Genomic DNA, 25,362 nt, shown 5'->3' on the forward strand with positions numbered 1-25,362 from the left:
TGCCTTGCGCCCGGCGCGCAGGACGCAAAGGCCTGAACGGCCGGCTTCCGGTCGGTTGCACCAGCCCGCGGGCCACCCTTGGCAAGGGCTAGGCGACTTCCACCACCATCTCGATCTCTACACACGCTCCCATCGGCAACTGCGCCACGCCAAAGGCGCTGCGCGCATGGCGCCCTTTTTCGCCGAAGACCTCCAGCAACAGCGCCGAGGCGCCATTCGTGACGATATGCTGCTCGGTATAGTCCGGCGCGGAGTTCACCAGGCTCATCACCTTGACGACTCGCGTGACCCGGTTGAGATCACCGAGCGTTGCATGCAGCGTGCCAAGCAGATCGATGGCCACCGCTCTTGCCGCTGAGCCGCCCTCCTCGGTACCCACGCCCTGCCCGAGCTTGCCGACCCAGGGCGCACCATTCTTGCGCGCAATGTGGCCGGAGACGAACAAGGTCTTGCCCGTCTGGACAGCCATCTCGAACAGCGCCCCCGGCGCTGACACCGGATCCAGCGTTATCCCCAGCTGGGCCAGCTTGTCATACACAGAATCACTCATAGGTCTCTCCGTTAACTGCTTGATGATGCATGGGGGGTATCCGAGCGGCTATTCCGCCGGTTCGGCGTCGTCGCGCATTCCCTTGAGATGCTTGTAAACAGTTGCCCGCCCCATGCCAAGAATAGTTGCAACATAGTTAGCCGCGCTCTTGCCGTTGAACGCGCCCTCCGCGTATAGCGCCTCCACCAGCTCACGCTTGTGATCGCGGGTGAGCGTGTTCAACGCCAGTTGGCGCTTCTGCAGCCATTCGTGCAGGAAAATATTGATCCGCTCCTGCCAGTCGTCCTTGAACAGGTCGACCGGGCGGGAGGCCACACCGACCCCCTTGACGAAGAGTTCCAGGGCAGCCCCGATATCTTCAAACACGGCGATATTGAAGTTCACGCACATCACGCCAGCCGGCTTGCCGTCTTCCCCGTCGATCGTGACGCTGATGGACCGCATGCGCCGGCCGTCCCAGTTCAGCTTCTCATAGGGCCCGTAGATCTTCTTCTTGGCGTTGATGTCCAGCTCATCGATTGACGAGTCGTCACCCACCTCGCGCCGGGAGAGGTTGTTCGAGATATGAATGACCTTCCGGTCCGCCGTGTCATGTATGACCACTTCGGCGTACGGAAAAAACAGCGTGGATATGCTGTCCGCAATGGCCGCATAGCGTTTGAGCAGCATGGCACTCCTGGTCGTCTCCCTGTTCTTCTTCATCGTCGCTCCCCGTTGGTCCGCTGGCCTGGCCGCGAGGCAGGCCTCTGTACGAAGCCCTCTCGCCTGCGCATCTTGCTCCATGCGTGGCCAAACCTAGAACGATACCTTATGCCCCGCCCGATGCCGAACGAAACGCCGGGTGCGATCGTTGTCTCCTCCCCCAAAGGGGCGCCCGCCAGGTGCCCCGGCCTACTTCAGGTTGTTCGAGAGAAATTGCTGCAGGCGCGGCGACTGCGGGCTCGCAAACAACTGCTCGCCGACTCCCGTTTCTTCGACCTTGCCCTTGTGCAGGAACACCACCTGCGTGGAAACCGAGCGCGCAAAGCCCATCTCGTGGGTGACCACCACCATGGTCCGCCCCTCGGAGGCCAGTTGCTGCATTACCTTGAGCACCTCGCCCACCAGTTCGGGGTCGAGCGCCGAGGTCGGTTCATCGAACAGCAGCACATCGGGCCGCATGGCAAGGGCCCTGGCAATCGCGACGCGTTGCTGCTGCCCGCCCGAGAGATGCGCCGGGTAGGCGCCCATGGCTTGCTGGGTCAACCCGACCTTGTCCAGGCAATGCGCGGCCCATTCCTGCGCCTCTTTCTTTTTCACCCCAAGCACGTGCTGCGGGGCTTCCGTGACGTTCTGCAGCACGGTCATGTGGGACCACAGGTTGAAGTGCTGGAAGACCATGGCCAGCCTGGTCCGTATCAGGCGTAGCTGCCTGGCGTCCGAGACGCGCAGCTTGCCGTCCTTGCCGGTGTGCATCTTCACCTGCTCGCCGTTCACGACGATCTGCCCGGCATCCGGTTGCTCGAGGAAATTCATGCAACGCAGAAACGTGCTCTTGCCGGAACCGCTGGACCCGATGATGGAAATCACATCGCCGGGAACGGCCCGCAGCGACACGCCGTCGAGCACCTGGTGGCTACCGTAGCTCTTGTGTATGTCGCTCGCCATCAGCGCGGCGCGCGCTTGCGATGCCTGCGCGGGCGTAGCGTGGCGAGGCAACGCTTGTAAGTCTGACTGCATGGCTATTGAAGGCATCATTTTTTCTCCACCGGCCGCAGGAAGGCCAGCCATTTGTGCTCCGCCTTGCGGAACAAGTGAACGATGGCAAGGGACACCACCAGGTACAGCAACGCGGCAATGCCAAAGGACTCGAACGATCGGTACGACGCTGCGTTGGCGTCGCGCGCCACCTTGAGCAGGTCGGGGACGGTGGCGACAAAGGCAACGGTCGTGGCATGCAGCATCAGGATGACTTCGTTGCCGTAGTTGGGCAGCGAGCGGCGCAGCGCCGACGGCAGGATGACGCGCAGGTAGAGCGTCAGGCGCGACATGCCATAGGCTTTCGCCGCTTCCACTTCGCCATAGGCCGTGCTGGCAATCGCACCGGCAAAGATCTCCGTGGTGTAGGCGCAAGTGTTCAGGCCAAACGCCAGTACCGTGCAATTGAACCCGTTGCGAAAGAAGTGGTTGAGCATATCCACGTCCCTCACCACGCCAAGGCCATACACCCCGGAGTAGATCAACAGCAGCTGCACATACAGCGGCGTACCGCGAAAGAGATAGGTATAGAAGCGCACCGGCATCGACAAGGCACGGCATGACGAGGTGCGGGCCACCGCCAGCGGCACGGCCGCCACGAAGCCGATGCCAAGCGACAGCACCAGCAGCCAGAGCGTCATGGCCAGGCCGGTCATCTTGGTGCCGTCCGAATAGAGGTAAGCCCTCCAGTATTCAAGTAGCAGGTCCATCAGATCTTTGCCTCCCTTACGCCGAGCGAGTAGCGCTTGCCCAGCCACACCAGCACCAGGTTGGAAATGGATGTCAGCGCCAGGTAAATGAGTGCCGCAACCAGGATGAAATGGAACATGCTGAACGTACTCTTGCCGGCATCCAGCGCGACCTTCACCAGATCCGTCAACCCGATCAGCGAGACCAGTGCCGTGGCCTTGACCAGCACCTGCCAGTTGTTCGCGATGCCGGGCAGCGCGAACCGCATCATCTGCGGAAACAGGATGCGGCGGAATACCTGCAGGCCGGACATGCCGGTAGACACGCCCGCCTCGATCTGCCCGGCCGGCACCGACATGAACGCCCCGCGGAAGGTCTCGGTGAAGTAAGCGCCGTAGATGAAGCCGATCGTCATCACGCCCGCCACAAAGGGATCGATATCAACCTGCTCGACCTGCATATAGTCCGTGACCCGGTTCAGCCACATCTGGATGCTGTAGAACAGCAGCAGCATCAGCACCAGGTCCGGCACGCCGCGGATGAGCGTCGTATAGACCGACGCGACCTTGTTAAGCGTGCCGACCTTCGACACCTTGGCGCTCGCGCCGAGCAAGCCTAAGACAATGGCCAGCAAGAGGGAGAGCAGCGCCAGCTTGACGGTCTGCCACGTCCCTAGCGCTATCACCCAGCCGTATCCATGCAGCATTGGTAACTCCTTTCGTCCTGTGTTTCTGACTCATGCTTTCGTTCGCACGCATCGACGCATTAGCCGAAGCGCCCGGGGCTGTAGGGCGTCGGGTCCGTGAAAGGCTTGCCTTGCGTCATCATTTCCGCCAGCAGGCGTCCGGTGACGGGACCCAGCGTCAATCCGTGGTGGTTGTGCCCGAACGCGAACCAAAGCCCCTTGTGCCGCCCCGCCGGGCCGATCAGCGGCCGCATGTCCGGCGTACAGGGCCGGCGCCCCATCCACGGCTGATCGTCGAGCCGCCTGCCGAGCCTGAAGATGCCTTTCGCCTTGCGCTCCGCCCTCTCCAGCTGGATCGGCGTCGGTGCCCTGGCCGCAGACGACAGCTCTACGCCGGTTGTGAGCCGCAGCCCTCTGCGCATCGGCGCGACCACATAGCCGACCTCGCTGTCGACCACCGGGAAGCGCTGGGCCACCTCGGATTCGGACTGGTAGTGCATGTGGTATCCCCGCTTGCCCATGAGCGGGATGCGATAGCCCAGCGGCGCGATGAGCTCGCCGGACCAGGGCCCTTGCGCGATGACCACTTCGCGGGCCGCGATCTGCGCGCCATCGGCATGCACGCGCCACATCTCCCCGCCTGGCGTGATCTGCGAGACCTCCGCCCCGACGATCTGCCCACCCAGGCGCGCGAGCAGGCCTGCATAGCCCTTGGTCAGCAAGCCCGGGTCCGTGACGCTCTTCGGGTCGATCCAGTGAATCGCGCCGCAAAAGCCGGGCCCGAGACCGGGTTCCGACTTTTCCAGCCCCGCCTGGTCCAGCGGCTGCATCTCGAGCCCGTGATGCAGCGCAACCGGCCGGCAGATAGCAAGGCGTTTCTCGAATGCAGCGGCGGTGCGAAACGCCTCGATCCATCCGCCGGACCTGACCAGCGGCTGCAGGCCGGCAAGCGCAATCAGCTTGTCGTGCTCGGACACGCTATGCGCGATCAGGGGCAGCATGTCCTGGCTCGCGCGCGCCAGCCGCTGCGGCGCCGAGTGATGCCAATAACGCGCCAGCCATGGCAAGAATGACGGCAACGCGCGCACGTCATAGCGCAAGGCGGTCTGCCTGTTGCCCGCGTAGCGGACCAGCGTCGCCAGGTCCCGTGGAAAGCCATAGGGCACCACCGACGCCCGCTCGATCAGGCCTGCATTGCCAAAGCTGGTTTCCTCGCCAGGCGAGCGCCGGTCCACCAGGATCACCCGGCGGCCACGCAGCGCCAGGTGAACCGCCACACTGACGCCGACAATGCCGGCCCCGATCACCACCACATCTGCATCCACGCCAACACTCCGCAAATCAACGCCTTCCAACGCCTGAATCCTGCCTGAACCCCGCCGCGTCCCCGTCCCGTTCGGCTGCGATACCCGGCTCGCCGCCGGGCCTGCAAGGCTTACTCCTTGACGATGATGTCGCGCTTGAAGTACTTGTTCGACAGCGCCGACAAGGTGCCGTCCTTCTTCAGGGCCGCGACGGCGCCAAGCAGCTTTTCGCGCAGCGCATCGTCGCCCTTGCGAAAGCCAAGGCCAGTGCCCACGCCGAGCGTGGCGGGGTCGACCAGTGCCTGGCCGGCGAAATCGAAGTCACGCCCCTCCGGCTTGCCAAGCAAGCCGTCCAGCGCGGTCTGGGACTCCTGTACCGCGCCGTCGATACGCCCGGCGATCAGGTCGGCAAACACCTGCGCCTGGTCCTGGTACGAGACGATCTCAACCCCGCCCTTGGCCCAGTACTTTTGCAGGTAGGCCTCCTGCGTGGTGCCCCGCATCACGCCAACCGACTTGCCCTTCAGGCTTTCCACGGTCGGCTGGAGTTTTGCCGAACGCTTGGCCACCATCTGGATCGGCACCACGTAGAGCGGGGGCGTGAAATCGATGATCTGCTTGCGCTTCTCAGTGATGTTCATGGCGGAGTTGACTACGTCGAACTTGCGTGCCTGCAGCGCGGGGATCAGGCCGTCGAAGTCGTTCTCCACCCAGACGCATTTGACGTTCAGCTTTTTGCAGATGGCATTGCCGACATCGATGTCGAAACCTTGCAGCTCTCCCGATGGCGACTTGCTCTCGAACGGTGGATAGGTCGGGTTCAGGCCCATGCGCAGGACCTGGGGCTGCTGGGCATTGGCCAGCGACAGCATCGCACCCGATGCAACCAGTCCAAGGAAGAGCTTTGTATTCCACTTCATAGCGTTTGCATCTCCGATTTCTTGCGAGCCTCGCTCCATCCTCACGGCATGTCAGCGACGATCAAAGCTATTGGTCAAAGTTCGGCGCGACTCACTTCAAGGATCGGCTGAACCCGGTATTGCCCGGCCCGGCAGCGCTCGCGCCGGACTGGCGACTTGCGAAAGGCAGGCAATGCACTGCCCTGGCGCGGACTGAAATATAGACACAAATTCCATTATGGACAATCGGGTATACGCTAGCATTCGCCCCCGGTTCACGCAGGCATCCCCAAAAAGCGGTCATGTGTGGCGTGGGCAGATCCGGCGATGGCGTGGCCTTACGCCGGAACCTGCAAATGGCCCTTACCGGCAAACGGGACTTTGATTAGGATGGATTGCAGTTGCATCCCTGGCCGGCAGACATCGGTCGCGGCCGCACCCGCACAAAAAGCCAAAGGAAGAACGGACGATGAGCGCGAGGATTGAAACCGCAGTCAGCGGGACCCCCTGGCGCAAACTGCTTGGCGCGCCCCGGACAGAGGTCCTGCTCTACGGCTGGGGTGCAGCCATGCCCCCCGAGATCGCGCTGCTGCACAAGATCCTGCAGCTTGGCCAGACGTTGGGGGGCAATCCAGGCATGCGCGTCACGGCTGCGCTCGCAGCGCAAGCCCATGCCTGTCCGCCGTGCGACGTGCTTGTCCTGTGGGAGCAGCCGCCGCCGGTCGCCGCCGCGGCAGCCGGCCCTCTGGACGAACTCATCGACAGAGCCACCTACGTCATCGTGATCGGCAACGCCGTGCTGTGGCTCCTGGGCACCCGATGGTCGGCCGGCATGCGCGTTGCGCTGCACTGGCATGACGCCATGATCCTGGACACGCCGGCCGACAAGGCCATCCTGTCGCCAGCCATCATCGAGCACACGGGAAAGTGGACAACGTGCTGCGGCGGCACGGCCGCCGTCGATCTGGCACTGGGCTTTGTGCGCGACGTACTTGGCACGCAGATGGCCAGCACCATCCAGGACCTCCTGTGCATTGAGCGCATCCGCGCCCCGGAAGAGCGCCAGCGTGTCGCGCTGCAAACTCAGTTCAGCGGGTTGGCGCCCAAGCTCTCCGAGGCGGTCGCCCTGATGGAAGCCAACATCGAGGAACCGCTGCAGGCCGAGGAGATCGCGAGCCTGGTTGGCGTATCGCGGCGCCAGCTGGAGCGGCTGTTCAAGCAGCACCTCAACGCTGTCCCGTCACGCTATTACCTGGAGATCCGGCTGGAAAAGGCTCGCCGCCTGCTCAGGGAATCGCGGCACTCGCTGCTGCAGATCGGGCTGATGTGCGGCTTTTCGTCGGGATCGCATTTTTCCACTTCCTACCGGACGGTCTTTGGGCTGACCCCGCGCGAGGAGCGGCAGCGGATGCTCCGGGCGGCGCCGTGAGCGATGCATCGAGGCCGATCGCAGCCGCGACGGCGCAGATCTGAAATGCGGCGTCGCATTCGTGGTTTCTGCCGCGGCTTGCAACACGTAGAGTTCAGAGCGCTGCCGGACCGCCCAGACCAACCCGGCATGCGCAATGCAACCGACCATTCGCCACTTAAGCAGGAGCACCATGTGGATCGCCCGCCCCGCCGTTGACCAGGATGCGCCCGCGCTGTTCGAACTTGCACAACGCGCGACCCCTAACGTGCACACCCTGCCCCGCACACGCGAGCGAATCGAAGACGCGATCGCACGCAGTGCCGACGCGCTGGCGCGATCCGTCGACATGCCCGGCGACGAGCGGTACCAGATGGTGCTGGAGCGCCCGGACGGCACGCTTGCCGGCGCGGCATCCATCTCGGCCACTGCCGGCGCGGCGGGTGCGTATTTTGCCTACAGGAACGACGTCATCCACCATGTCTCCCGCGACCTGGGCATCACCAACAATGTCCATGTGCTGACGCTGAGCTCCGATCTCACCGCGCACTCGCAGTTGTCGGGGTTCCTGGTGGATGCCGCTGAGGAAAATGCCTGGGCGGGACCGCTGTTGTCGCGCTCCCGCCTGATGCTGGCCGCGGCCGACAGGCGGCGCTTCGCCGACGATTTCTTCGTCTGCCTCGCAGGGCAGACGCGCGCGGACGATTCATCGCCCTTCTGGGATGCGATCGGGCGCAAGTTCTTCAACATGGACTACTTGTCCGCGGAGCGCGTGGTCCATGGCGCGCGCAATGGCACGCTCTTTGTGGAACTGATGCCGCACTATCCCGTGTACGTTTCCTTGCTGCCTGACGACGCCCGCGAGGTCATCGGCCAGCTTCACCCGGCCGCTGCCGCCCCTTTCGATATCCTGAGCGCGGAAGGCTTCGAAGCGGAGCGCTATGTCGACATATTCGACGGCGGCCCGGTGCTCGAGGCGCATGCCTCCCGCCTGCAAACGCTCGCCACCGCCCGCAAGCTGACCGCCGAACTCGGCACCGTGGACCAGCCTGCCGAAGCCTGCCTGGTCGCATCGACCGGCCCGCTGGCCAAATTCCGCTGCACGATGGCCAACGGCGCGATCGAGCTGGACCGGGGCAGGATCACGCTTTGCGCCGAAGCGCTGGCATCGCTGCGCGTCGCTCCCGGCGACGCGGTCATCGTCTCGGCCGCCTGACGCGCCAACAGGAACCCTCATGATCGTCCTGCGCTCCATCCATGCCAGCCACCTGCCCGCCTTGCTATCCCTGGCGGAGAAGGTGGGCCCCGGCATGACAACTCTCAAGGCGGATCCCGCCGGGCTCGAAAAGCGGATCGCCGTCGCCGAAGCCTCCTTCAACGGGGACCTGCCGCCGGCGCAATGCGACTATGTCTTCGTGCTCGAGGACACGGCTACCGGCCAGGTCTGTGGCGTCAGCGCGCTGAAGGCCGCGGTGGGCCTGGAGGACGCGTTCTACAGTTTTCGCCTGGGCCAGCTGGTGCACTCCAGCCGCGAGGTTGGCGTCTACTCCAACAAGAAAACCCTCTTCCTGTCGAACGATCTCACCGGCTGCGCCGAGCTTTGCACCCTGTTCCTGGACCCCGCCTACCGCAGCGGCACCAACGGCAAACTGCTCTCCAAGGGCCGGCTGCTGTTTGCCGCCAGTTTTATCGACCTGCTGCCTGAAGTCATCTGCGCCGAACTGAGGGGATTCCTCCGCCCTGACGGCACTTCGCCATTCTGGGAAAGCCTCGGCAAGCATTTCTTCAAGATGGACTTCTCCGCCGCCGACGACAAGAGCGGGGGCGGCGCCAAATCCTTTATCGCGGAGCTGATGCCGCGCTTTCCCATCTACACGGATTTCCTGACCGAAGAGGCACGCGAGGTCATTGGCCGGGCGCATGCGGCGACCGAGCCGGCGCGGCGCATGCTGGAGCAGGAAGGCCTGGACTACGAGGGCTTGGTGGATATCTTCGACGCCGGCCCGGTTGTGCAGGGGCATATCAAGCATCTGCGCATCACCAAGGACAGCATGCTGGCCATCGCCCGCCCCGCATCCGGCACCGAACCCACCGCCGGGACGCGCCCGGTGCTGGTCGGCAATACCCGGCGCGGCGACTTCCGGGCCATCGTCAGCCATGCGGCGCCGGCCTTTGGCAGCCTGGCGCTGACCAGCGAAGAGCGCGCTGCGCTCGCCATCAACGCAGGCGACCCCGTGCGCGTGGTCACCCTCAAGCCGGGAGAAAGACTGAATGGATAGCGATCGTCATCGCTCAGAGGCGGGAGGCAGCATGAGCGCGCAAGAGATCAATTTCGACGGCCTGGTCGGGCCTAGCCACCACCACGCTGGCCTGGCCACCGGAAACGTTGCGTCCATGCGCAATCGCGGCAGCGCCGCGAATCCGCGCAAGGCGGCGCTGCAAGGCCTGGAAAAAATGCTGGCCCTGCATCGGCGGGGCATTCCGCAGGGCGTGCTGCCTCCCCTTGCAAGGCCGAACTTGCGGCTGCTGCGCGCGCTGGGCTTTCACGGCAGCGACGCGGCCGTGATTGCCAAGGCGGGAAAACTGGAGCCCCAGTTGCTGTCGGCGGCCTACTCGGCCTCCTCGATGTGGACGGCCAACGCCGCGACAGTCAGCCCCGCGACGGATTGCGCCGACGCAAAGGTGCACTTTACCCCCGCCAATCTCAGCGCCAAGCTGCATCGCTCGGTGGAACACCCCGACACGGCAAGGCTGCTAAGGCAAATATTCAGCGACGCGACGCATTTCGTCGTTCACGACGCCATACCCGGCGTGGCCGCCCTCGGCGACGAGGGCGCGGCCAACCATACGCGCTTCGCCCGGCGCCACGGCGAGGCCGGCGTCCACTTCTTCGTCTACGGCGACGAAGCCTTTGCCTCGAAGCAAAGCGCAGCGCGACGGTTCGCGCCCCGCCAGTACGCCGAAGCCAGCCGCGCCGTGGCCCGCCTGCACCAGCTTGACCCGGCGCGGACGGTCTACGCAAGGCAATCGCTGGCGGCAATCGATGCCGGGGTCTTTCACAACGACGTCATCGCCGTCGGGCATCTGGATACGCTCCTGTATCACCAGGCGGCCTTCGACGATGAAGCCAAGGTCATTCGCACGCTGTCCGGAGCGTGCGACGCGGCCGGCTTCAGCCTGAACTGCATCCGTGTGGCCGATGACCAGCTGTCGCTGCAGGACGCCGTTGCGACCTACCTGTTCAACAGCCAGCTGCTGTGCGGCCCGGACGGCCGCAAGCTGATGGTGGTGCCCGCCGAGTGCCAGGACCACGCCGCCTGCCGGCGCTACCTGGAAACACTTACGGCGTCGGGCGGCCCCATCGCGGAAGTCCTGTCCTTCGACCTGCGCGAGAGCATGCGCAACGGCGGGGGGCCGGCGTGCCTGCGCCTGCGGGTCGTACTCGATGCGCCGCAGGCCGCCGCCATCACCAGCCGGGTCTTCCTCGACGAAGCGCTGTACGGCACGCTGGCTGACTGGGTCACCCGCCACTATCGCGATCGCCTGCTCCCGGAGGACCTGCGCGACCCCCAACTGCTTGACGAGATCCGGGGGGCACTGCACGAGCTCGAAGGCATCTTGGCCCTGCCGGGATTCTATTCGGTGGACTGAGGGCGGCTGCCGCCACTCCGATCATCGCAAAACCCTCATCGCCTCGCGTGGCGCGCTGCCCGGGCGCGTGCCACGTCGCGCAAATCGCTACATCAGGAAATCAGAGCTCATATGAAAAGCAAGGAAAACAACGAAAGCAACGCGTGGTTCGAGATCGATCTCGGGAAATTTGAAGCCAATGTCCGTGGCATCCAGGCCCTGATCGGGCCGCGGACCGAGATGTGCGCGGTCATGAAGGCCGATGCCTGCGGGCATGGCATCGCGCTGCTGGTGGCCTCCGCGATTGCGCTAGGCGTTTCAGCGATCGGGATTGCCAGCAACGACGAGGCAGGGATTGTCCGCACGGCGGGCTTTCGTGGCCGGCTGCTGCGCGTGCGCGCAGCCACGCCGGCGGAGATCGAAGATGGCCTGCAGTACCAGCTGGAGGAGATTGCCGGCAATCTCGATTATGCGAGCCAGATGAACGAGATCGCCGGGCGCCGTGCGCGTTCGGTCCGCGTCCATCTTGAGCTGAACTCCGGCGGCATGAGCCGCAATGGCTTCGATCTCAAGGCGGTCGAAGAGCGCGCCAAGGCCCTGGCCGCCGCGGCGCTCCCGAACCTGGAGATCGTCGGGATCATGACGCATTTCCCTGTGCCGGACACCGAGGACGTAGCGCGCGGGCTATCCAGCTTCCGCGAGGAAGCCGGCTGGATCGTCGAGCACGCTGGACTGGATCGCAGCCGTGTGCAGCTGCATTGCGCAAATTCATTCGCCACCCTGGAAGTGCCCGGCAGCCACCTCGACATGGTGAGAACGGGCGCGATCCTTTACGGCTGCCTGCCCGCCTACCCCGCCTTCAAGGCCATTGCCAGCCTGAAATCCCGGGTGGCATCCGTGAATGCCTATCCCGCCGGCAATACCGTGGCCTACGACCGTACCCTGACGCTGGCGCGCGACTCGCGGCTTGCCAACATCCCGATCGGCTATGCGGATGGCTACCGGCGGGACTTCTCGAACAAGGGATTTGCCCTGATCCGGGGAAAGCGCTTTCCCGTCGTCGGGCGCGTGACGATGAATACCTTGATGGTGGACGTGACCGCGTGCGAGGCCGTTTTTCCGGGCGACGAGGTGGTCCTCTGCGGCCAGCAAGGCGATGACCGGATCGACGTCGCGGACATCGAGACGATCTCCGGCACCATCTACCCCGACCTGTGCGTCGGCTGGGGAAACTCCGTCGCCAAGATTGCAACGCGGGATGGTGAGGCGCGAGGTGCTTGACACCGTGATTTCCGCATGAAGGGATCCGGAAGACCGCATTTGACTTGCATAGCGACCATATTGCTGTTTCATCCATGCAACATGCTCGCTTGATTTCAAACATAGTCCGAACCTAATATCCTCCGAGTAAAAATACATTACATATTCGGGCAGGCTCTACGACGCACAGAGCCGTCCTGGCGAGTCTGCCAGGATAGGGTCGAAAATCCGGGGATTGCAAAACCTGCCGCGAGCGCTGGTCGGCGCTGGCAGCGCCGCACCATCCTCCCGGGTTCAGCCTGTCTCCATTGCATTTGCCATTGCATTTGTACGGGGAGTTGCGGCATGAACGTGGTGCTCGTCGAAAGCTATCCATTACTCCGGATCGCACTGCTCAAGCTGTTGGAGGGTATTGCAGGTATCTCTCATGTCCTTGCCATCGACCCCGGGGAAATCCCCGCGCACCGGGATGCCGGCGGTGACGTCGATCTGATGGTCTTCGGCATGCCCGGCAATGCGGACACGGGCTGGGAATGGCTCGGCATGGCGCGCAGGGTATGGACCGCACCGCGCCTGCTCGTGCTTTCCGAGGTCGTTCCCCTGCCGTTGCCCCAGACTGAAATCACGACGGGATTCCGTGGCTGCCTCCCGAAATCGGCGCCACTCGATGTACTCAGGACGGCCATCCACCTGATCGCCAGCGGCCAATCGGAGCGTGCCGGTGCCAGCCAGCTACCCCTGTTCCCCGCCCTGGCCGCGGCTGCGCAGGCATCGCAACCCGCCGCCGGGAGCAAGCGGTTTGCGCCAGAGGCCATGCAGCTGGGACTGACGCAACGCCAGTATGACGTGTTGGTGCTGCTTTCCCGAGGCCATGCGATCAAGACCGTAGGCCGCCTGCTGAATATTTCCGTGCCTACGGTCAAGACGCATGCTCGCGCCATGTACAAGCACCTCCAGGTGACCGGCAAGGAGGAGGCTGCCTACAAGGCGCGGCAACAGGGCATCACCCTGGCATGGCCGGCTGGCGGCGTGGCACCGCTGGCTCTGGCCGGCCATGGCACGCCCACAAGCCGGCAGGCTGCGTTGATCTGAGTTGATCCGGACCAGGAATGACGAGCGGCAGCACGGGCCTCGTCCCCTGGCCGGGTGAACCCGGCGTCCGATCGGCTAATCGCTCCGCTAAGCCAGGCTGATCCACGTCGCCTTCAAATCCGTGTACTTGTCCAGCGCATGCAAGGACTTGTCCCGGCCCGAGCCCGACTGCTTGACCCCGCCAAACGGCACCGTCACGTCGCTGTCCATATAGCAGTTGACCCACACCAGCCCCGCCTGCAACTTGCGCGAAACGCGGTGAGCGCGGGACAGGCTGGAGGTCCAGAGTCCCGAGCCCAGTCCGTAGGGCGAATCGTTGGCCATGCGGATGGCCTCCTCCTCGGACTCGAAGCGGGTCACCGCCAGCACCGGGCCGAAGATCTCTTCTCGCACGATGGTGAGCGACTGCGTGGGGCATTCGAAGATGGTGGGCTGCATGTAGAAGCCACCGCTGTCCGTGTGCGCGCGCTTGCCGCCGGCGCGCAGGCGGGCGCCTTCGTCCTCGCCGCTCTTCACATAGGACATCACCCGCTGCAGCTGGGCGCCATCGACAATCGCCCCCATGGCAGTGGCGGGGTCGAGCGGGTCGCCCGGTTGCATGCGCGCCGCGTGCGCTTCCAGCTTCTCCATGAACGCGTCGTAGATGCCGCTTTGCACATAGAGGCGCGAGCCGGCAATGCAGATCTCGCCCTGGTTGCTGAAGATGCCGATGGCGGCGGCTTGCGCGGCGCGGTCCAGGTCGGGGCAGTCGTCGAAGACGATGTGCGGGGACTTGCCGCCGCACTCGAGCCAGACACGCTTGAGGTTGGACTGCCCGGAATACTCCATGAAGCGCTTGCCGGTGGCGGTGGAGCCGGTAAAGGCAATGCAGTCCACGTCGGGATGGCGGCCCAGCGCCTGGCCGGCGGCGGCGCCAAGGCCCGGCACCACGTTGAAGACCCCGGCCGGGATGCCGGCTTGCTCGGCGAGTTCGGCCAGCCGCAGCGCGGTGAGCGGGGACTGCTCCGCGGGCTTGAGCACCACGCTGTTGCCCGCAGCCAATGCGGGCGCCACCTTCCAGCTGGCCATCAGCAGCGGATAGTTCCAGGGCACGACCGCCGCCACCACGCCCAGCGGCTCGCGCGTGATGGTGGCCAGCACGTCGGGGCCGGTCGGCGCGATCTCGTCGTAGATCTTGTCGATGGCTTCGGCGTACCAGGCGTAGGTGCGGCCGGCTTCGGGGATGTCGTATTGCAGCGTCTCGGCAATGGGCTTGCCCATGTCGAGCGTCTCAAGCAGCGCCAGTTCTTCGCGGTGTGTGTCGATCAGCTGCGACAGCTTGAGCAGCGTGGCCTTCCTGGCGCTGCGCGGCATGTCAGACCACACGCCGGACTGAAACGCTTTGCGCGCGGCGGCCACGGCGCGGTTGACGTCCTCCGCGCCGCAGGCCGCGACGCTGGCGAGCACCGTGCCGGTGGCGGGGTTGATGGTCTCGAAGGTGGCGCCGTCAGCGGCGTCAGCCCAGCGGCCGTCGATATAGGCTTGCGAACGGATCGGCACCGTCGCGGCCTGCTTGCGCCAATAGGCGAGATCTCTCAGATCGCTCATCGTGGGTTCCTGGCATTCATCGGGTTTTCGGCACGCTCAGGTGTTCGTGTTCGTGTTCGCGTTGGCCTGCGCCACCATGGCGCCTAGCAGCACGTTGGCACCGGCTTCCAGGTGCGCCGGCTCGGCGTCTTCGATTTCGTTGTGGCTGATGCCGTCCTTGCAGGGCACGAAGATCATCGCGGTGGGCGCGATGCCGGCGATATAGACCGCGTCGTGGCCGGCGCCCGTGACGATGTCCTGGTGGCTGTAGCCCCTCGCGGCCGCTTCCTGGCGCACGTGGCTGATCAGTTCCGGCGCGAACGGCGTGGGCGCGAAGTACTGCACGTCTTCCACGGCCACATCCAGGGCCGCGCCGGTGGTGGTGCCATCCGCAACCGCGGCGCAGGCCGCGCGAAAGCGCGCGTCCATCTCGGCCAGCCGCGCCGGATCGAGGTGGCGCAGGTCGACCGTGAACTTCACCGCCCCGGGGATGACATTGCGCGACGACGGATGGACATTGACCACGCCCACCGTGCCGCGCCCGTGCGGCGCGAAGTCGTTGGCGATGCGGATCACTTCCTGCATCAGGAACGTGGCGCCATAGAGCGCGTCCTTGCGCAGCGGCATCGGCGTGGGGCCGGCGTGCGCCTCCATGCCGGTCACGGTGACGTCGTACCAGCGCAGGCCCAGCGATCCGGTCACCACGCCGATCACGTTGTCCTCGGCCTCGAGCACCGGCCCCTGTTCGATATGGGCCTCGAAGTAGGCGCCGACCTTGCGGCCAACTTCCGCGTCGCCGGCATAGCCGATGGCCGCCAGTTCGTCCGCCACCCGCTTGCCCGCCACGTCGGTGGCCGACAGCGCGGTCTCCAGCGGAAAGACGCCGGCAAACACGCCGGAGCCCATCATCACCGGGACAAACCGCGAGCCCTCTTCATTGGTCCAGATGGCCACTTCGAGCGGTGCCTCGGTGGTGATGCCGTGGTCGTTCAGGGTCCGCATGACTTCCAGCCCCGCCAGCACGCCGTAGCAACCATCGAACTTGCCGCCGGTGGGCTGCGTGTCGATATGGCTGCCGGTCATGACCGGGGCCAGCGCATTGTTGCGCCCTGCCCGGCGGGCAAAGATATTGCCGACCTGGTCGACCGTCACGCTCAGTCCAGCCTCGCGCATCCATCCGGCCACCAGGTCGCGGCCCTGCCCGTCCAGCGCCGTCAGCGCCAGGCGCGCGTTGCCGCCCTTGGGCGTGGCGCCGATCGCGGCGAGGTCCATCAGCGACTGCCACAGGCGCTCGCCATTGATTGCCAGTATGTTCATGTTCTCTCTCCTTGCGCCGTCATGGCCATTACTTTGCGTCCGCTTGCCGGGCCAATGCGTCCGAGCGGATCTGCGACAAGGTCATGCCCGGCGCAATGCCGTCCGCGTCGTAGCGCAGCTCCAGCAAGGCCGGCAGTTGCTCGCTGTTGGCAAACGCCAGCGCGCGGGCAAAGGCGGGACCGAATTCGGCGTCGCTGGAAACGACTTCGCCATAGCCGCGATAGGCGCGGATCAGTTCGCTGAATTCCGGGTTGTCAAAGCCCAGGGCCACGGTGCGGCCAGGGAACTCGCGCTCCTGGTGCGCGCGGATGGTGCCCCAGATGCCGTTGTTGAACACCAGCACGACGATGCCGACCCGGTACTGCATGGCGACGCCGAGTTCCTGCAGGTTCATCTGGAAGCAGCCATCGCCCGCATAGCAGATCACGGTGCGATCGGGGTTCTCGAGCTTGGCGGCAATGGCTGCCGGCAGGCCGTAGCCCATCGATCCCACGGTCGGCGCCAGGCTGGTGCCTACGCCCTTGAAGCGGTAGTAAGCATGCGGGTACAGCGCGTAGTTGCCCGCGCCCACGGTGATGCAGGTGTCCTGCGGCACGTTGTCGCGGACGTGGCACGCGGCCACATTGAGGTTGAGCGCGCCCGGCGCCGCGTTGGGTTCCTGCTCGGCCAGGTAGACCTGGTGGGCGTCGTGCCCGGCGTTGCGCGCCCCCGGGGGGCCCGATGGGGAGAGCTCGCTCACGGCGGCGGCGAACGAGACCACATCCGCGGCGATGGGCAGCGTGGGATGAAACACGCGGCCAAGCTCGCTCGCGTCCGGGTACACATGGACCAGGCGCTGCCTGGGCAGCGGGCTTTCCACCACCGTGTAGCCCTCGCTCGTGGCCTCGCCCATGCGCGTGCCCACGGCGATCAGCAGATCGCTTTCCTGCACGCGCTTGCGCAGCGAATCCGGCATGGCCCAGCCCACGTGGCCGGCAAAGTTGGGATGATGATTGTCGAAGCACTCCAGCCGGCGCCAGGCCACCCCGACCGGCAGCGCGAAGCGCTCGGCAAACCCTTCCATCTGCCGCGAGGCTTCCGGCGTCCAGCCCGACCCGCCGACGAGCAGGAACGGGCGCTCCGCCTGCTCGATCAGCTCGGCCAGCAAGGCCATGGCGCCAGGAGTCGGCGCGCTGTGGGCACGCCGGTAGCGCGGAACATCGGCCACCGTGGCCTTGCCCCACAGCGTGTCCTCGGGCAGCGCCAGCACGACCGGGCCGGGCCGTCCGCTGGTGGCCACCGCGAAGGCGCGCGCGATGAATTCGGGAATGCGCTCGGTACGGTCGATCTGCGCCACCCACTTGGTCATCTGGCCAAACATGCGGCGGTAATCGACCTCCTGGAACGCTTCGCGCTCGTAGAAATCGTTGCCGACCTGGCCGACGAACAGGATCATGGGGGTCGAATCCTGGTAGGCGGTGTGCACGGCAATGCTGGCGTTGGTGGCGCCGGGCCCGCGCGTGACAAAGCAGATGCCGGGCTCGCCGGTCAGCTTGCCTTGCGCCTCGGCCATGTAGCCGGCGCCGCTTTCCTGCCGGCAGACGATGGGCTGGATCTTGTCCTGATGGTCGTACAGCGCGTCGATGCAAGGCAGGTAGCTTTCGCCCGGCACCAGGAAGACGCGTTTCACGCCCTGGATAATCAGCTGGTCGATGAGGATCTGGCCGCCGTTGCGCTCTTGGCGCGCCGGCAATGCATGCGGCGATTGCTTGGTCATGGTCGTGGATTCCGTTGTGCGATCGCCGCCGCTTCAGCTTATGCGCGGCGATCCTTCGATGTCTTGAATGCGATGTCTGTGAGCTTGGGCTTGCGGTCGGGCGATTACTGCAGCAGTGCGGCTTCCAGGATGCCCAGCCCTTCCTCCATCACAGCGTCCGGGATGGTCAGCGGGAACAGGAAGCGCACCACGTTGCCGTACACGCCGCAGGACAGCAGCAGCAGGCCGCGCTCCAGCGCACGGTCTTGCACCTGCCGGGTAAATTCGGGATTGGGGCTGCCGTCGGCCTTGCGGAACTCCACGGCAATCATCGCGCCCACGCCGCGGACTTCGCCGATCTCCGGCACGCGCGACTTCAGGCCATCGAGCTTGTCCTGCAGCCGCTGGCCAAGCGCCGCGCCGCGCTCGATCAGATTCTCGCTCTCCAGCACGTCCAGCACCGCCAGCGCCGAGGCCACCGCCAGCGGGTTGCCGGCATAGGTGCCGCCCAGCCCGCCGGGGGCCGGCGCGTCCATGATCTCGGCCCGGCCGCATACGGCCGACAAAGGCATGCCGCCAGCCAGGCTCTTGGCCATGGTGGTCAGGTCCGGCGTGACGTCGTAGTGCTCCATCGCGAAGAGCTTGCCGGTGCGGCCGAAGCCGGTCTGCACTTCATCGGCAACCAGCAGGATGCCGTGCTCGTCGCAGATGCCGCGCAGCGCGCGCACGAACTCGGCGGGTGCTACGTTGAAACCGCCCTCACCCTGGACCGGCTCGAAGATGATGGCCGCGACCCGCTTCGGGTCCACATCCGCCTTGAACAACTGGTGCAGGGCGTTGATCGAATCCTGCACGCTCACGCCATGCAAGCCGTACGGGTACGGCGCGTGGAACACATCGCCCGGGAACGGGCCAAACCCCACCTTGTACGGCACGACCTTGCCAGTCAGCGCCATGCCCATCATGGTGCGGCCGTGGAAGCCGCCGGAGAAGGCAATGACGCCGGGGCGCCCGGTGGCGGCACGGGCGATCTTGATGGCATTCTCGACGGCCTCGGCGCCGGTGGTGAAGAACGCGGTCTTCTTGGCGAACGCGCCCGGCGCGCGAGCATTGATCTTCTCGGCCAGCTCGATGTAGCTGGTGTAGGGAACGATCTGGTAGGCCGTGTGCGTGAAGCGCTCCATCTGCGCCTGCATGGCTTGCACCAGGCGCGGATGGCGGTGACCGGTATTGAGCACGGCGATGCCGGCCGCGAAGTCGATGTAGCGGTTGCCTTCGACATCCCACAGCTCCGAGTTCTCGGCGCGCTCGGCATAGAAGTTGCACATCACACCAACGCCACGGGGCGTGGCGGCATCTTTGCGGCGTACCAGGTCTGCGTTCTTCATTACATGCTCCATTGCATTGGTGTCTTGCTGTCTTGTCTGGATCCGGGCGGTCGGCGCCATGAGGGGCCGACCGGGAAATCGGGGGAAAGCGCTTCGGGTCTGACCAGTGCGCCCCTCCGGATGGCGCTGAAGCCGCTTTTGCATGTCACTATCATTGCGACTCAACCGGTGGCCGGACCAATTCTATGGCTTTCGCCGAAAAATTGCCAAGCCTTTTGATTATTTGACTGGTGGTCCGTCCAGTTGATGCCGATTGATCCACCTTTTACGCTAGCCCCCGCTTGCAATGTGATGAAAAGCCGAGCCCTCAACCGCGGAACTGCCCGACACCGGGCTGCCGATGCGACGCCATATTGGCCGGACCACTCCCGCCGTCGCCCCAGAAAGCCGGGGGAAACCCGCCGCGCCCCTTGAACAGACACCGGGTTTTGCTGTATTGATCAGACCACCAGTCAATTTGCAGCGGCCTTGCCCTCATGTCCTTACTTCAAGCGGTTTCAGCACAGCGCCTTTACCGGCTGATCGCCGACCAGATTGCCAAGAAAATCAGCGCCGGCGAGTTTGCCCCCGGTGAGCGCCTGCCCGCGGAGCGCGAGCTGGCCGAGCAGCTCAACGTGGCGCGCTCGACATTGCGCGAAGCGTTGATCGCTCTCGAGATCGGCGGTTATATCGAGGTGCGCGTTGGCAGCGGCGTGTTCGTGCTGGAACCCAAGGAGAATGGGCAAGCGGCCGCCAACGGCGCCGAGCCCGATCCGGCTGCCGAGATCGATGCCCGCCTGGGCGCGGCATTGGAAGCCAGCCCGTTCGAGCTGATCGAGACGCGCACGCTGTTCGAGCCGGAATGCGCCGCGCTGGCGGCCCAGCAAGGCACCCCGGAGCAGATCGCCGCCATCGAAGAAGCGCACCGGAAGATGAATCCCGATCAGTCGCCGGAGGCTGGCGACTTCGCGCATGACCGGGCCTTCCACCAGGCGATCGCCGATGCTTGCGGCAATGCGGCGCTGGCATCGGTGGTCACGCACGTCTGGGATCTGTGCGAGGCCAGCCCCCTGTATAAGCGGCTCGACAAGCACTTCGTGGATGCGTCCGCCTGGCGTGCGGCGGTTGGGGAGCACGACCGCATCGTCAGTGCGATTGTGGCCCGGGACCCCATCCGGGCGCGCCACGCCATGTCGTTCCACCTGCTGGCGATCGTGTCGCGCTTGTCCGAGGACATCGCCGAGTAGACCATACAGGCCCTCGCCTGGTCCGGGCAACCCGGCCCGGGCGCACATCACTGGTGCAAGCCAGGCTCCACTCCAGCTCCCCCAGCCGCCCACATTCGCACCAATCCCACGCACAGACCTCGGTGAAAAGTGTTATTTAGTCACTTTTTCGCTGGCACGTGGCTTGCGTTAACCAAGCTGAAGTGCTGAAATTCGGCACAACAGGCCGGACCACCCGCCCACCAGACCTAGAGCAACTACCTATTACGTTCAAATTCTGGGTCATCTACGCTATATTGGTCTGACCACCAGAACACAAAGCCATCAACGCATCACCCTTTCGACGACGCATCGCTGCATCGGCCCCCTAGCCCACACGCGTGCCAAAGCCTGCCCGCATTACTGGAAAGCCTCATGAACCCCGACCACGCCCCCGCCCCCACCCACCAGCCTGAAGCCGGGCAACCGCCTCGCAGCATGAAGAAGATTGCCGCGGCCAGCGTCATCGGCACCACGGTCGAGTGGTACGACCTGTTCATCTTCGCCACGGCTTCAGCCCTGGTCTTCAACAAGGTCTTCTTCCCGGCCTTCGACCCGCTCACCGGCACGCTGCTGGCCTTCGGCACCTTCGCGTCGGCCTATGTCGCCCGTATCCTCGGCGCTGCGCTGTTCGGGCATTTCGGCGACAAGGTCGGGCGCAAGTCCATGCTGCTGATCTCGCTCATCATGATGGGCTCGGCCACCTTCGCCATCGGCCTGCTGCCGGACTACCGCTCGATCGGCATCTGGGCGCCCATCCTGCTGCTCACCTTGCGCGTGATACAGGGCCTGGCCCTGGGCGGCGAGTGGGGCGGCGCGGTGCTGATGGCCGTGGAACACGCCCCGGCGGACAAGCGCGGCCTGTACGGATCGTGGGTGCAGATCGGCGTGCCAGCCGGCACGCTGATCGCCAACCTGGCGTTCCTGCTCTGCAATGCGGTGCTATCGAATGAGGCACTGCTGTCCTGGGGCTGGCGCATTCCGTTCCTGGCCAGCGTATTGCTCGTGGGCGTAGGCATGTACATCCGCCTGAACACCTCGGAAACGCCGTCGTTCAGCAAGGTCAAGGCCACCGCCGCGCAGGTGAAGATTCCGCTGATGGAGGTGCTGACCAAATCGTGGAAGCAAGTCCTGCTGGGCGGTATCGCGACGATGTCGACCGGCACGGCCTTCAACCTGATCGTGGCGTTCGGGCTGACGTATGGCACGCAGACCCTAGGCTTCTCCCGCAACCAGATGCTCACGATCGCGCTGATCTCGTGCGCGCTGTGCGTCGTGCTGCTGCCGCTGTTTGGCCTGCTGTCCGACAAGGTGGGCCGCAAGCCCGTGATCATCGGCGGCATCATCGCCGAGGCGCTGCTCGCCTTCCCGCTGTTCTGGCTGCTGGACACCAAGGTATTCTCGTTCGCCCTGCTCGGCTACCTGCTGATGATGAGCGCCTTCGCGGCCAACTATGGCCCGATTGCCACGTTCCTGGCGGAGCTGTTCGGCACCAAGGTGCGCTACTCGGGCCTGTCGATCAGCTACATGCTGTCCGGGCTGCTGGGGAGCGCCGCCACGCCGATCATCACCACCGCGCTGCTGTCCGCCACGGGCCGCGGCTCTTCCGTTGCCTGGTACATGATCGGCTCCGCGCTGATTTCCGCCGCTGCGCTGTTGCTGCTGGCCGAGACGCTCAGGAAGCATGCCCCGGCGGCGTCGGCCTCCGGGGTGGATGCCACCACCTCGCTGTCCTGAGCGCCGATCATGCGAGCCAGACTCGACACCGCGCTGCTGCGCCAGCTTGAACGCGTAAGTTTCCCCACGCTGGGGCACTTCCTTGAAGACGGTTTTGCCAGCCACGAGATTCGCGCGCTCGCGCCCAACGTGAAGGTCGTTGGCCGTGCCGTGACGCTGCGCCTGGCCACGCCCAACGCCATTGCCGTGAACCGGGCGCTGGCCAGCCTCGCGGCCGGCGACGTGCTGGTGATCGACGCCTGCGGCGACCACGCGCATGCTCCCGTTGGCGCCGTCACCGGCACCGCGGCCTTGTGCGCGGGCGCCAGGGGAATCATCGTGGACGGCGTGGTGACGGACATCCTGGAGTTGCGCGCCATGGGGATGCCGGTGTTCGCTCGCGGCACCAGTGTCCTGACCACCAAGCGCATCGACGACGGCGGCAGCGCCGTCAATGAGCCCGTCATCTGCGGCGGCGTCACCGTCAACCCGGGAGACATCGTGCTGGCGGACGACAACGGCGTGCTGTTCCTGGCGCCGGACGTTGCCGCCGGCATCATCGGCGAGGCGCTGGCTTCCGATGCAGCCGAACCGGCGATCCTCGCCCGGCTGCAGGCGGGTGAGCCGGCCAGCGCCGTGCTGTTCCAGGGCAACTGCCACGCGCCCGCTACAAGAGAAACCCGATGAGCGCTCAAGCGACAAGACGGCCGCCGGAGCTCCGGCGCAGCTGGCTGTTCGTGCCCGGCCTGGACCCCGTGCGCCAGCATGCGGCGCTGGAGAGCGGCCCGGATGTGGTGGTCGCCGACCTGGAGGAGTTCACCAGCCCCACGGACCGTCCGGCGGCGCGCGCGCGGATCGTCGCCCTGATGGGCGAATGCCGGGCGCGCGGCATTGTCGGCGCCGTGCGCGTCAACAAGCTGGATGGCGATGGGCTGGAGGACCTGCGCGGCGTGCTGCCGGGCGCGCCCGCGGCGATCCTGCTGCCGCACGCTGAGTCGGGCGCGCAGATCCTGGCGCTCGACCAGCACATCACAGCGATGGAACGCGAGCTTGGCCTGCCGCATGGACAGACCGAGATCGTGCCAACGCTGGAGTCCGCGCGGGGCATCGTTGCCGCCGCAGCCATCCTGTCGGCCAGCGCGCGCGTCAGCGCCTGCCTGCTGGCGGCGGAAGACCTGAGCGCGGATCTCGATGCCGTACGCGGCCCGGACGGGGTCGAGCTGCATCATGTGCGTGCGCGCTTCCTGGTGGACTGCATTGCGGCAGGCTGCGTGCCGATCGACTGTCCCTTCAACTACCAGGATGCAGCGGCGCTGGCTGCGGACCTCGCCTGGGCCCGGCGGATCGGGCTGAAGGCGAAATGCACCGTGTTCCCGCATCAGGTCGCCGCGATACACGCCGCGCTGACACCATCGGCGCAGCAAGTCGCGCAAGCGCAAGACGTGGTTGGCAGGTATGAGGCGGTGCGCGACGGCAAGCCCGCGCAGGGCCCGCGCATCGATTCGCCGGACTACAACACGGCACGCCGGTTGCTATCGCGCCATGACAGGTTCGTGCAATGGGCGCAGGCCGCTGCGTCTACGGTGCGGCCTGCGCCCGGCAGCTGAGATCCGGAGCGGCGGGTGCCCGCCAGGCGGCGAGCCAGACCGCTGACAAAGCCGGAACTGCGTTGTCGTGCTCCCCTCTCCCGCGCAGCGGATGAGCAACCGTGTCGAGTGGGGCGGGGGGAGAGGGCGGGTGTTGGATGTGGCGTTGGCTTGTCGGATGCCTACTTGTTCACCATCCGTGCTGCTTCACTGCAAATTCAACGGCTTAACGTCAAAGTCAAAGGCAGTTTCACCTCCCCTGCGGGGAGGCGACCTACTTTCTTGTCTCGCCAAGAAAGTAGGCAAAGAAGGCGACCCGGATGCGGCGAAAGACCCCTCGTCGCATAACGGGAGATTCAAACCTCCACGGCTCGCTTCGCATCGCGCGTGGGTGATTTCCGCCTAGGCGGCGGAAATCACGGCTACACCGAATGGTTCACTATTCCCGCCGGTTTACTCCCCTCTCCCACTTGTGGGCTGGGGGAGAGGGCGCTTCATGGCCGCGCTCTCTCTCCAGGCGTTGCCTTGCGCTGGCGCCGGGCGCGGGCGTGCAGGCGGCGCAGTATCACATCAAACGACTCCAGCTGCCGGGTGATTTCCGCCTGGCCTTGCTCCACCAGGTAGCCACGGAAGGCAACCGCCACGCGCGGCAGGCGCACCCCCGGCAGGTTCAGCACGTACCAGTCGCGCTCGATGGGATTGCCCTGCAGCGGCAGCAGGCCGATCAGCCCTGCCTGGAACTCCAGCGTGCAGGCGTGCAGGGAGAGAAACGCAACACCCAGCCCTGCCGACACCATCCGCTTGATCGCCGCGTTGCTGGACAGCTCGGAACCCAGCGGCAGCCGCAGGCCGGCCTCCCTGAACAGACGCTCCACGGTGTTGCGCGTGCCCGAGCCGCGCTCGCGCACCAGCAGGTTCTCCTCCACCAGGTCCTGCAGCGTGAGATTGCGGCGCGCCATCAATGGATGGTCCGGCGCCGCGATAAATGCCATGGGGTGCTTGGCGAACGGCGTCGCCTGCGTGCGGATATCCGTGGGCGGCCGGCCAATGATGGCAAGGTCGATCTCATGCATGGCCAGCATCCGCAAGATCTCCTCGCGGTTGCCCACATGGAGCTTGATCTTGACGTCGGGCTGGTCCGCCGTGAATGCCACCAGCATCGACGGCAGCAGGTACTCCGCCGTCGTGATGGCGCCGACCCGCAGCGTGCCGGCCAGGTTGCCCTTGAGCGCCGCCACCTCCTCGGTGGCTTCGCGCCACAGGCGCAGGATCTGCCCGGCGTAGCCCGCCATCACCTCGCCCGCGGGCGTGAGCTGCGTGCCCCTGCCCGCACGCTGCAGCAGCGGCGCCCCGATCGCTTCTTCGAGCAATTTGAGCTGCAGCGAAACCGTTGGCTGCGTGATGTGCAACTCCTCCGCCGCGCGGGAAACGCCCCCCAGGCGGGCAATGGCGTCGATGGCATTGAGCTGCCGGAAGGTGGTGGTGCGATTCATAGTAGAAAACCTATCGGTCGGTTTTATAAACCAATTTTTCAATATGAAGCGGCTACCTTATA

General features: G+C 65.4%; 22 protein-coding genes. 10 read left to right on the top strand and 12 right to left on the bottom strand.

Features of this window, described 5'->3' with window-relative positions; all coding sequences use genetic code 11:
* Positions 1-88: 88 nt before the first annotated feature.
* From ACYP5B_RS33075 to ACYP5B_RS33105, 7 genes are all read right to left on the bottom strand, one after another.
* Positions 89-550 carry a RidA family protein gene (locus ACYP5B_RS33075; RefSeq protein WP_459572434.1) on the bottom strand — a complete coding sequence of 154 codons (462 nt, stop codon included), beginning with the start codon at positions 548-550 and terminating at the stop codon, positions 89-91.
* Positions 551-598: 48 nt separating this feature from the next.
* Positions 599-1,252, bottom strand: a complete 654-nt coding sequence (locus ACYP5B_RS33080; protein WP_459572435.1) for a helix-turn-helix transcriptional regulator — start codon at positions 1,250-1,252, stop codon at positions 599-601.
* A 189-nt stretch (positions 1,253-1,441) separates the two neighbouring features.
* A complete protein-coding gene (locus ACYP5B_RS33085) occupies positions 1,442-2,197 on the bottom strand; it encodes an ABC transporter ATP-binding protein (protein ID WP_318237107.1) in 756 nt (251 codons plus the stop codon).
* Positions 2,198-2,283: 86 nt separating this feature from the next.
* Positions 2,284-2,997, bottom strand: a complete 714-nt coding sequence (locus ACYP5B_RS33090) for an ABC transporter permease (protein ID WP_440938316.1) — start codon at positions 2,995-2,997, stop codon at positions 2,284-2,286.
* The gene (locus tag ACYP5B_RS33095; RefSeq protein WP_459572436.1) at positions 2,997-3,683 is read right to left on the bottom strand and encodes an ABC transporter permease; all 687 of its coding nucleotides are present in this window, start codon (positions 3,681-3,683) and stop codon (positions 2,997-2,999) included. Before ACYP5B_RS33095 ends, ACYP5B_RS33090 begins: the two co-directional genes overlap by 1 nt.
* 59 nt (positions 3,684-3,742) lie before the next feature.
* Complete coding sequence (locus ACYP5B_RS33100; protein ID WP_459572437.1) at positions 3,743-4,987, bottom strand: NAD(P)/FAD-dependent oxidoreductase; 1,245 nt, start codon at positions 4,985-4,987, stop codon at positions 3,743-3,745.
* A 110-nt stretch (positions 4,988-5,097) separates the two neighbouring features.
* Positions 5,098-5,886, bottom strand: a complete 789-nt coding sequence (locus ACYP5B_RS33105; RefSeq protein ID WP_400101665.1) for an ABC transporter substrate-binding protein — start codon at positions 5,884-5,886, stop codon at positions 5,098-5,100.
* 448 nt (positions 5,887-6,334) lie between these two features.
* Here ACYP5B_RS33105 and ACYP5B_RS33110 point away from each other — a divergent pair, with 448 nt between their 5' ends.
* From ACYP5B_RS33110 to ACYP5B_RS33135, 6 genes are all read left to right on the top strand, one after another.
* On the top strand, positions 6,335-7,294 hold the full coding sequence (locus ACYP5B_RS33110; protein WP_459572438.1) for a GlxA family transcriptional regulator: 960 nt from the start codon (positions 6,335-6,337) through the stop codon (positions 7,292-7,294).
* A 172-nt stretch (positions 7,295-7,466) separates the two neighbouring features.
* Positions 7,467-8,489: an arginine N-succinyltransferase gene (locus ACYP5B_RS33115; protein WP_400101662.1), complete on the top strand. Its 1,023-nt coding sequence runs from the start codon at positions 7,467-7,469 to the stop codon at positions 8,487-8,489.
* Between the two features lie 19 nt (positions 8,490-8,508).
* Entirely contained in the window at positions 8,509-9,552 is a 1,044-nt protein-coding gene (astA, locus tag ACYP5B_RS33120; protein ID WP_400101660.1) for an arginine N-succinyltransferase, read from the top strand.
* Between the two features lie 31 nt (positions 9,553-9,583).
* Positions 9,584-10,924, top strand: coding sequence for an N-succinylarginine dihydrolase (gene astB, locus ACYP5B_RS33125; protein ID WP_459572439.1), 1,341 nt, complete (start codon positions 9,584-9,586; stop codon positions 10,922-10,924).
* A 111-nt stretch (positions 10,925-11,035) separates the two neighbouring features.
* Positions 11,036-12,184 (top strand): alanine racemase, encoded by a 1,149-nt coding sequence (alr, locus tag ACYP5B_RS33130; protein ID WP_459572440.1) that lies wholly within the window; start codon positions 11,036-11,038, stop codon positions 12,182-12,184.
* 324 nt (positions 12,185-12,508) lie between these two features.
* Complete coding sequence (locus ACYP5B_RS33135; RefSeq protein ID WP_459572441.1) at positions 12,509-13,255, top strand: response regulator transcription factor; 747 nt, start codon at positions 12,509-12,511, stop codon at positions 13,253-13,255.
* Between the two features lie 87 nt (positions 13,256-13,342).
* Here ACYP5B_RS33135 and ACYP5B_RS33140 read toward each other — a convergent pair whose 3' ends face one another.
* The 4 genes from ACYP5B_RS33140 to gabT all read right to left on the bottom strand — a co-directional run bounded on the left by ACYP5B_RS33140 (position 13,343) and on the right by gabT (position 19,261).
* Positions 13,343-14,842, bottom strand: coding sequence for an aldehyde dehydrogenase (locus tag ACYP5B_RS33140; protein WP_459572442.1), 1,500 nt, complete (start codon positions 14,840-14,842; stop codon positions 13,343-13,345).
* 36 nt (positions 14,843-14,878) lie between these two features.
* Positions 14,879-16,138, bottom strand: coding sequence for a Zn-dependent hydrolase (locus tag ACYP5B_RS33145; RefSeq protein ID WP_459572443.1), 1,260 nt, complete (start codon positions 16,136-16,138; stop codon positions 14,879-14,881).
* A gap of 28 nt (positions 16,139-16,166) precedes the next feature.
* The gene (locus ACYP5B_RS33150; protein WP_459572444.1) at positions 16,167-17,894 is read right to left on the bottom strand and encodes a thiamine pyrophosphate-binding protein; all 1,728 of its coding nucleotides are present in this window, start codon (positions 17,892-17,894) and stop codon (positions 16,167-16,169) included.
* Between the two features lie 104 nt (positions 17,895-17,998).
* Complete coding sequence (gene gabT, locus ACYP5B_RS33155; protein ID WP_459572446.1) at positions 17,999-19,261, bottom strand: 4-aminobutyrate--2-oxoglutarate transaminase; 1,263 nt, start codon at positions 19,259-19,261, stop codon at positions 17,999-18,001.
* 476 nt (positions 19,262-19,737) lie between these two features.
* Here gabT and ACYP5B_RS33160 point away from each other — a divergent pair, with 476 nt between their 5' ends.
* From ACYP5B_RS33160 to ACYP5B_RS33175, 4 genes are all read left to right on the top strand, one after another.
* Complete coding sequence (locus ACYP5B_RS33160; RefSeq protein ID WP_318237100.1) at positions 19,738-20,487, top strand: FadR/GntR family transcriptional regulator; 750 nt, start codon at positions 19,738-19,740, stop codon at positions 20,485-20,487.
* A gap of 393 nt (positions 20,488-20,880) precedes the next feature.
* A complete protein-coding gene (locus ACYP5B_RS33165; RefSeq protein WP_400101644.1) occupies positions 20,881-22,242 on the top strand; it encodes an MFS transporter in 1,362 nt (453 codons plus the stop codon).
* A gap of 9 nt (positions 22,243-22,251) precedes the next feature.
* Complete coding sequence (locus ACYP5B_RS33170; RefSeq protein ID WP_459572447.1) at positions 22,252-22,908, top strand: RraA family protein; 657 nt, start codon at positions 22,252-22,254, stop codon at positions 22,906-22,908.
* Positions 22,905-23,828 (top strand): HpcH/HpaI aldolase/citrate lyase family protein, encoded by a 924-nt coding sequence (locus ACYP5B_RS33175; RefSeq protein ID WP_459572448.1) that lies wholly within the window; start codon positions 22,905-22,907, stop codon positions 23,826-23,828. Before ACYP5B_RS33170 ends, ACYP5B_RS33175 begins: the two co-directional genes overlap by 4 nt.
* 473 nt (positions 23,829-24,301) lie before the next feature.
* On the opposite strand, the gene ACYP5B_RS33180 is transcribed toward ACYP5B_RS33175, so the two are convergent.
* Positions 24,302-25,300, bottom strand: coding sequence for a LysR family transcriptional regulator (locus tag ACYP5B_RS33180; RefSeq protein WP_318237104.1), 999 nt, complete (start codon positions 25,298-25,300; stop codon positions 24,302-24,304).
* Positions 25,301-25,362: the final 62 nt, after the last annotated feature.

The sequence above is a fragment of the Cupriavidus sp. 8B genome (assembly GCF_054589115.1).

What these genes read in the sequence shown, in the direction of transcription:
- ACYP5B_RS33075 (WP_459572434.1), bottom strand. Translation starts at nt 550, where the DNA reads ATGAGTGATTCTGTGTATGACAAGCTGGCCCAGCTGGGGATAACGCTG.
- ACYP5B_RS33080 (WP_459572435.1), bottom strand. Translation starts at nt 1,252, where the DNA reads ATGAAGAAGAACAGGGAGACGACCAGGAGTGCCATGCTGCTCAAACGC.
- ACYP5B_RS33085 (WP_318237107.1), bottom strand. Translation starts at nt 2,197, where the DNA reads ATGGCGAGCGACATACACAAGAGCTACGGTAGCCACCAGGTGCTCGAC.
- ACYP5B_RS33090 (WP_440938316.1), bottom strand. Translation starts at nt 2,997, where the DNA reads ATGGACCTGCTACTTGAATACTGGAGGGCTTACCTCTATTCGGACGGC.
- ACYP5B_RS33095 (WP_459572436.1), bottom strand. Translation starts at nt 3,683, where the DNA reads ATGCTGCATGGATACGGCTGGGTGATAGCGCTAGGGACGTGGCAGACC.
- ACYP5B_RS33105 (WP_400101665.1), bottom strand. Translation starts at nt 5,886, where the DNA reads ATGAAGTGGAATACAAAGCTCTTCCTTGGACTGGTTGCATCGGGTGCG.
- ACYP5B_RS33110 (WP_459572438.1), top strand. Translation starts at nt 6,335, where the DNA reads ATGAGCGCGAGGATTGAAACCGCAGTCAGCGGGACCCCCTGGCGCAAA.
- ACYP5B_RS33115 (WP_400101662.1), top strand. Translation starts at nt 7,467, where the DNA reads ATGTGGATCGCCCGCCCCGCCGTTGACCAGGATGCGCCCGCGCTGTTC.
- astA (WP_400101660.1), top strand. Translation starts at nt 8,509, where the DNA reads ATGATCGTCCTGCGCTCCATCCATGCCAGCCACCTGCCCGCCTTGCTA.
- astB (WP_459572439.1), top strand. Translation starts at nt 9,584, where the DNA reads ATGAGCGCGCAAGAGATCAATTTCGACGGCCTGGTCGGGCCTAGCCAC.
- alr (WP_459572440.1), top strand. Translation starts at nt 11,036, where the DNA reads ATGAAAAGCAAGGAAAACAACGAAAGCAACGCGTGGTTCGAGATCGAT.
- ACYP5B_RS33135 (WP_459572441.1), top strand. Translation starts at nt 12,509, where the DNA reads ATGAACGTGGTGCTCGTCGAAAGCTATCCATTACTCCGGATCGCACTG.
- ACYP5B_RS33140 (WP_459572442.1), bottom strand. Translation starts at nt 14,842, where the DNA reads ATGAGCGATCTGAGAGATCTCGCCTATTGGCGCAAGCAGGCCGCGACG.
- ACYP5B_RS33145 (WP_459572443.1), bottom strand. Translation starts at nt 16,138, where the DNA reads ATGAACATACTGGCAATCAATGGCGAGCGCCTGTGGCAGTCGCTGATG.
- ACYP5B_RS33150 (WP_459572444.1), bottom strand. Translation starts at nt 17,894, where the DNA reads ATGACCAAGCAATCGCCGCATGCATTGCCGGCGCGCCAAGAGCGCAAC.
- gabT (WP_459572446.1), bottom strand. Translation starts at nt 19,261, where the DNA reads ATGAAGAACGCAGACCTGGTACGCCGCAAAGATGCCGCCACGCCCCGT.
- ACYP5B_RS33160 (WP_318237100.1), top strand. Translation starts at nt 19,738, where the DNA reads ATGTCCTTACTTCAAGCGGTTTCAGCACAGCGCCTTTACCGGCTGATC.
- ACYP5B_RS33165 (WP_400101644.1), top strand. Translation starts at nt 20,881, where the DNA reads ATGAACCCCGACCACGCCCCCGCCCCCACCCACCAGCCTGAAGCCGGG.
- ACYP5B_RS33170 (WP_459572447.1), top strand. Translation starts at nt 22,252, where the DNA reads ATGCGAGCCAGACTCGACACCGCGCTGCTGCGCCAGCTTGAACGCGTA.
- ACYP5B_RS33175 (WP_459572448.1), top strand. Translation starts at nt 22,905, where the DNA reads ATGAGCGCTCAAGCGACAAGACGGCCGCCGGAGCTCCGGCGCAGCTGG.
- ACYP5B_RS33180 (WP_318237104.1), bottom strand. Translation starts at nt 25,300, where the DNA reads ATGAATCGCACCACCACCTTCCGGCAGCTCAATGCCATCGACGCCATT.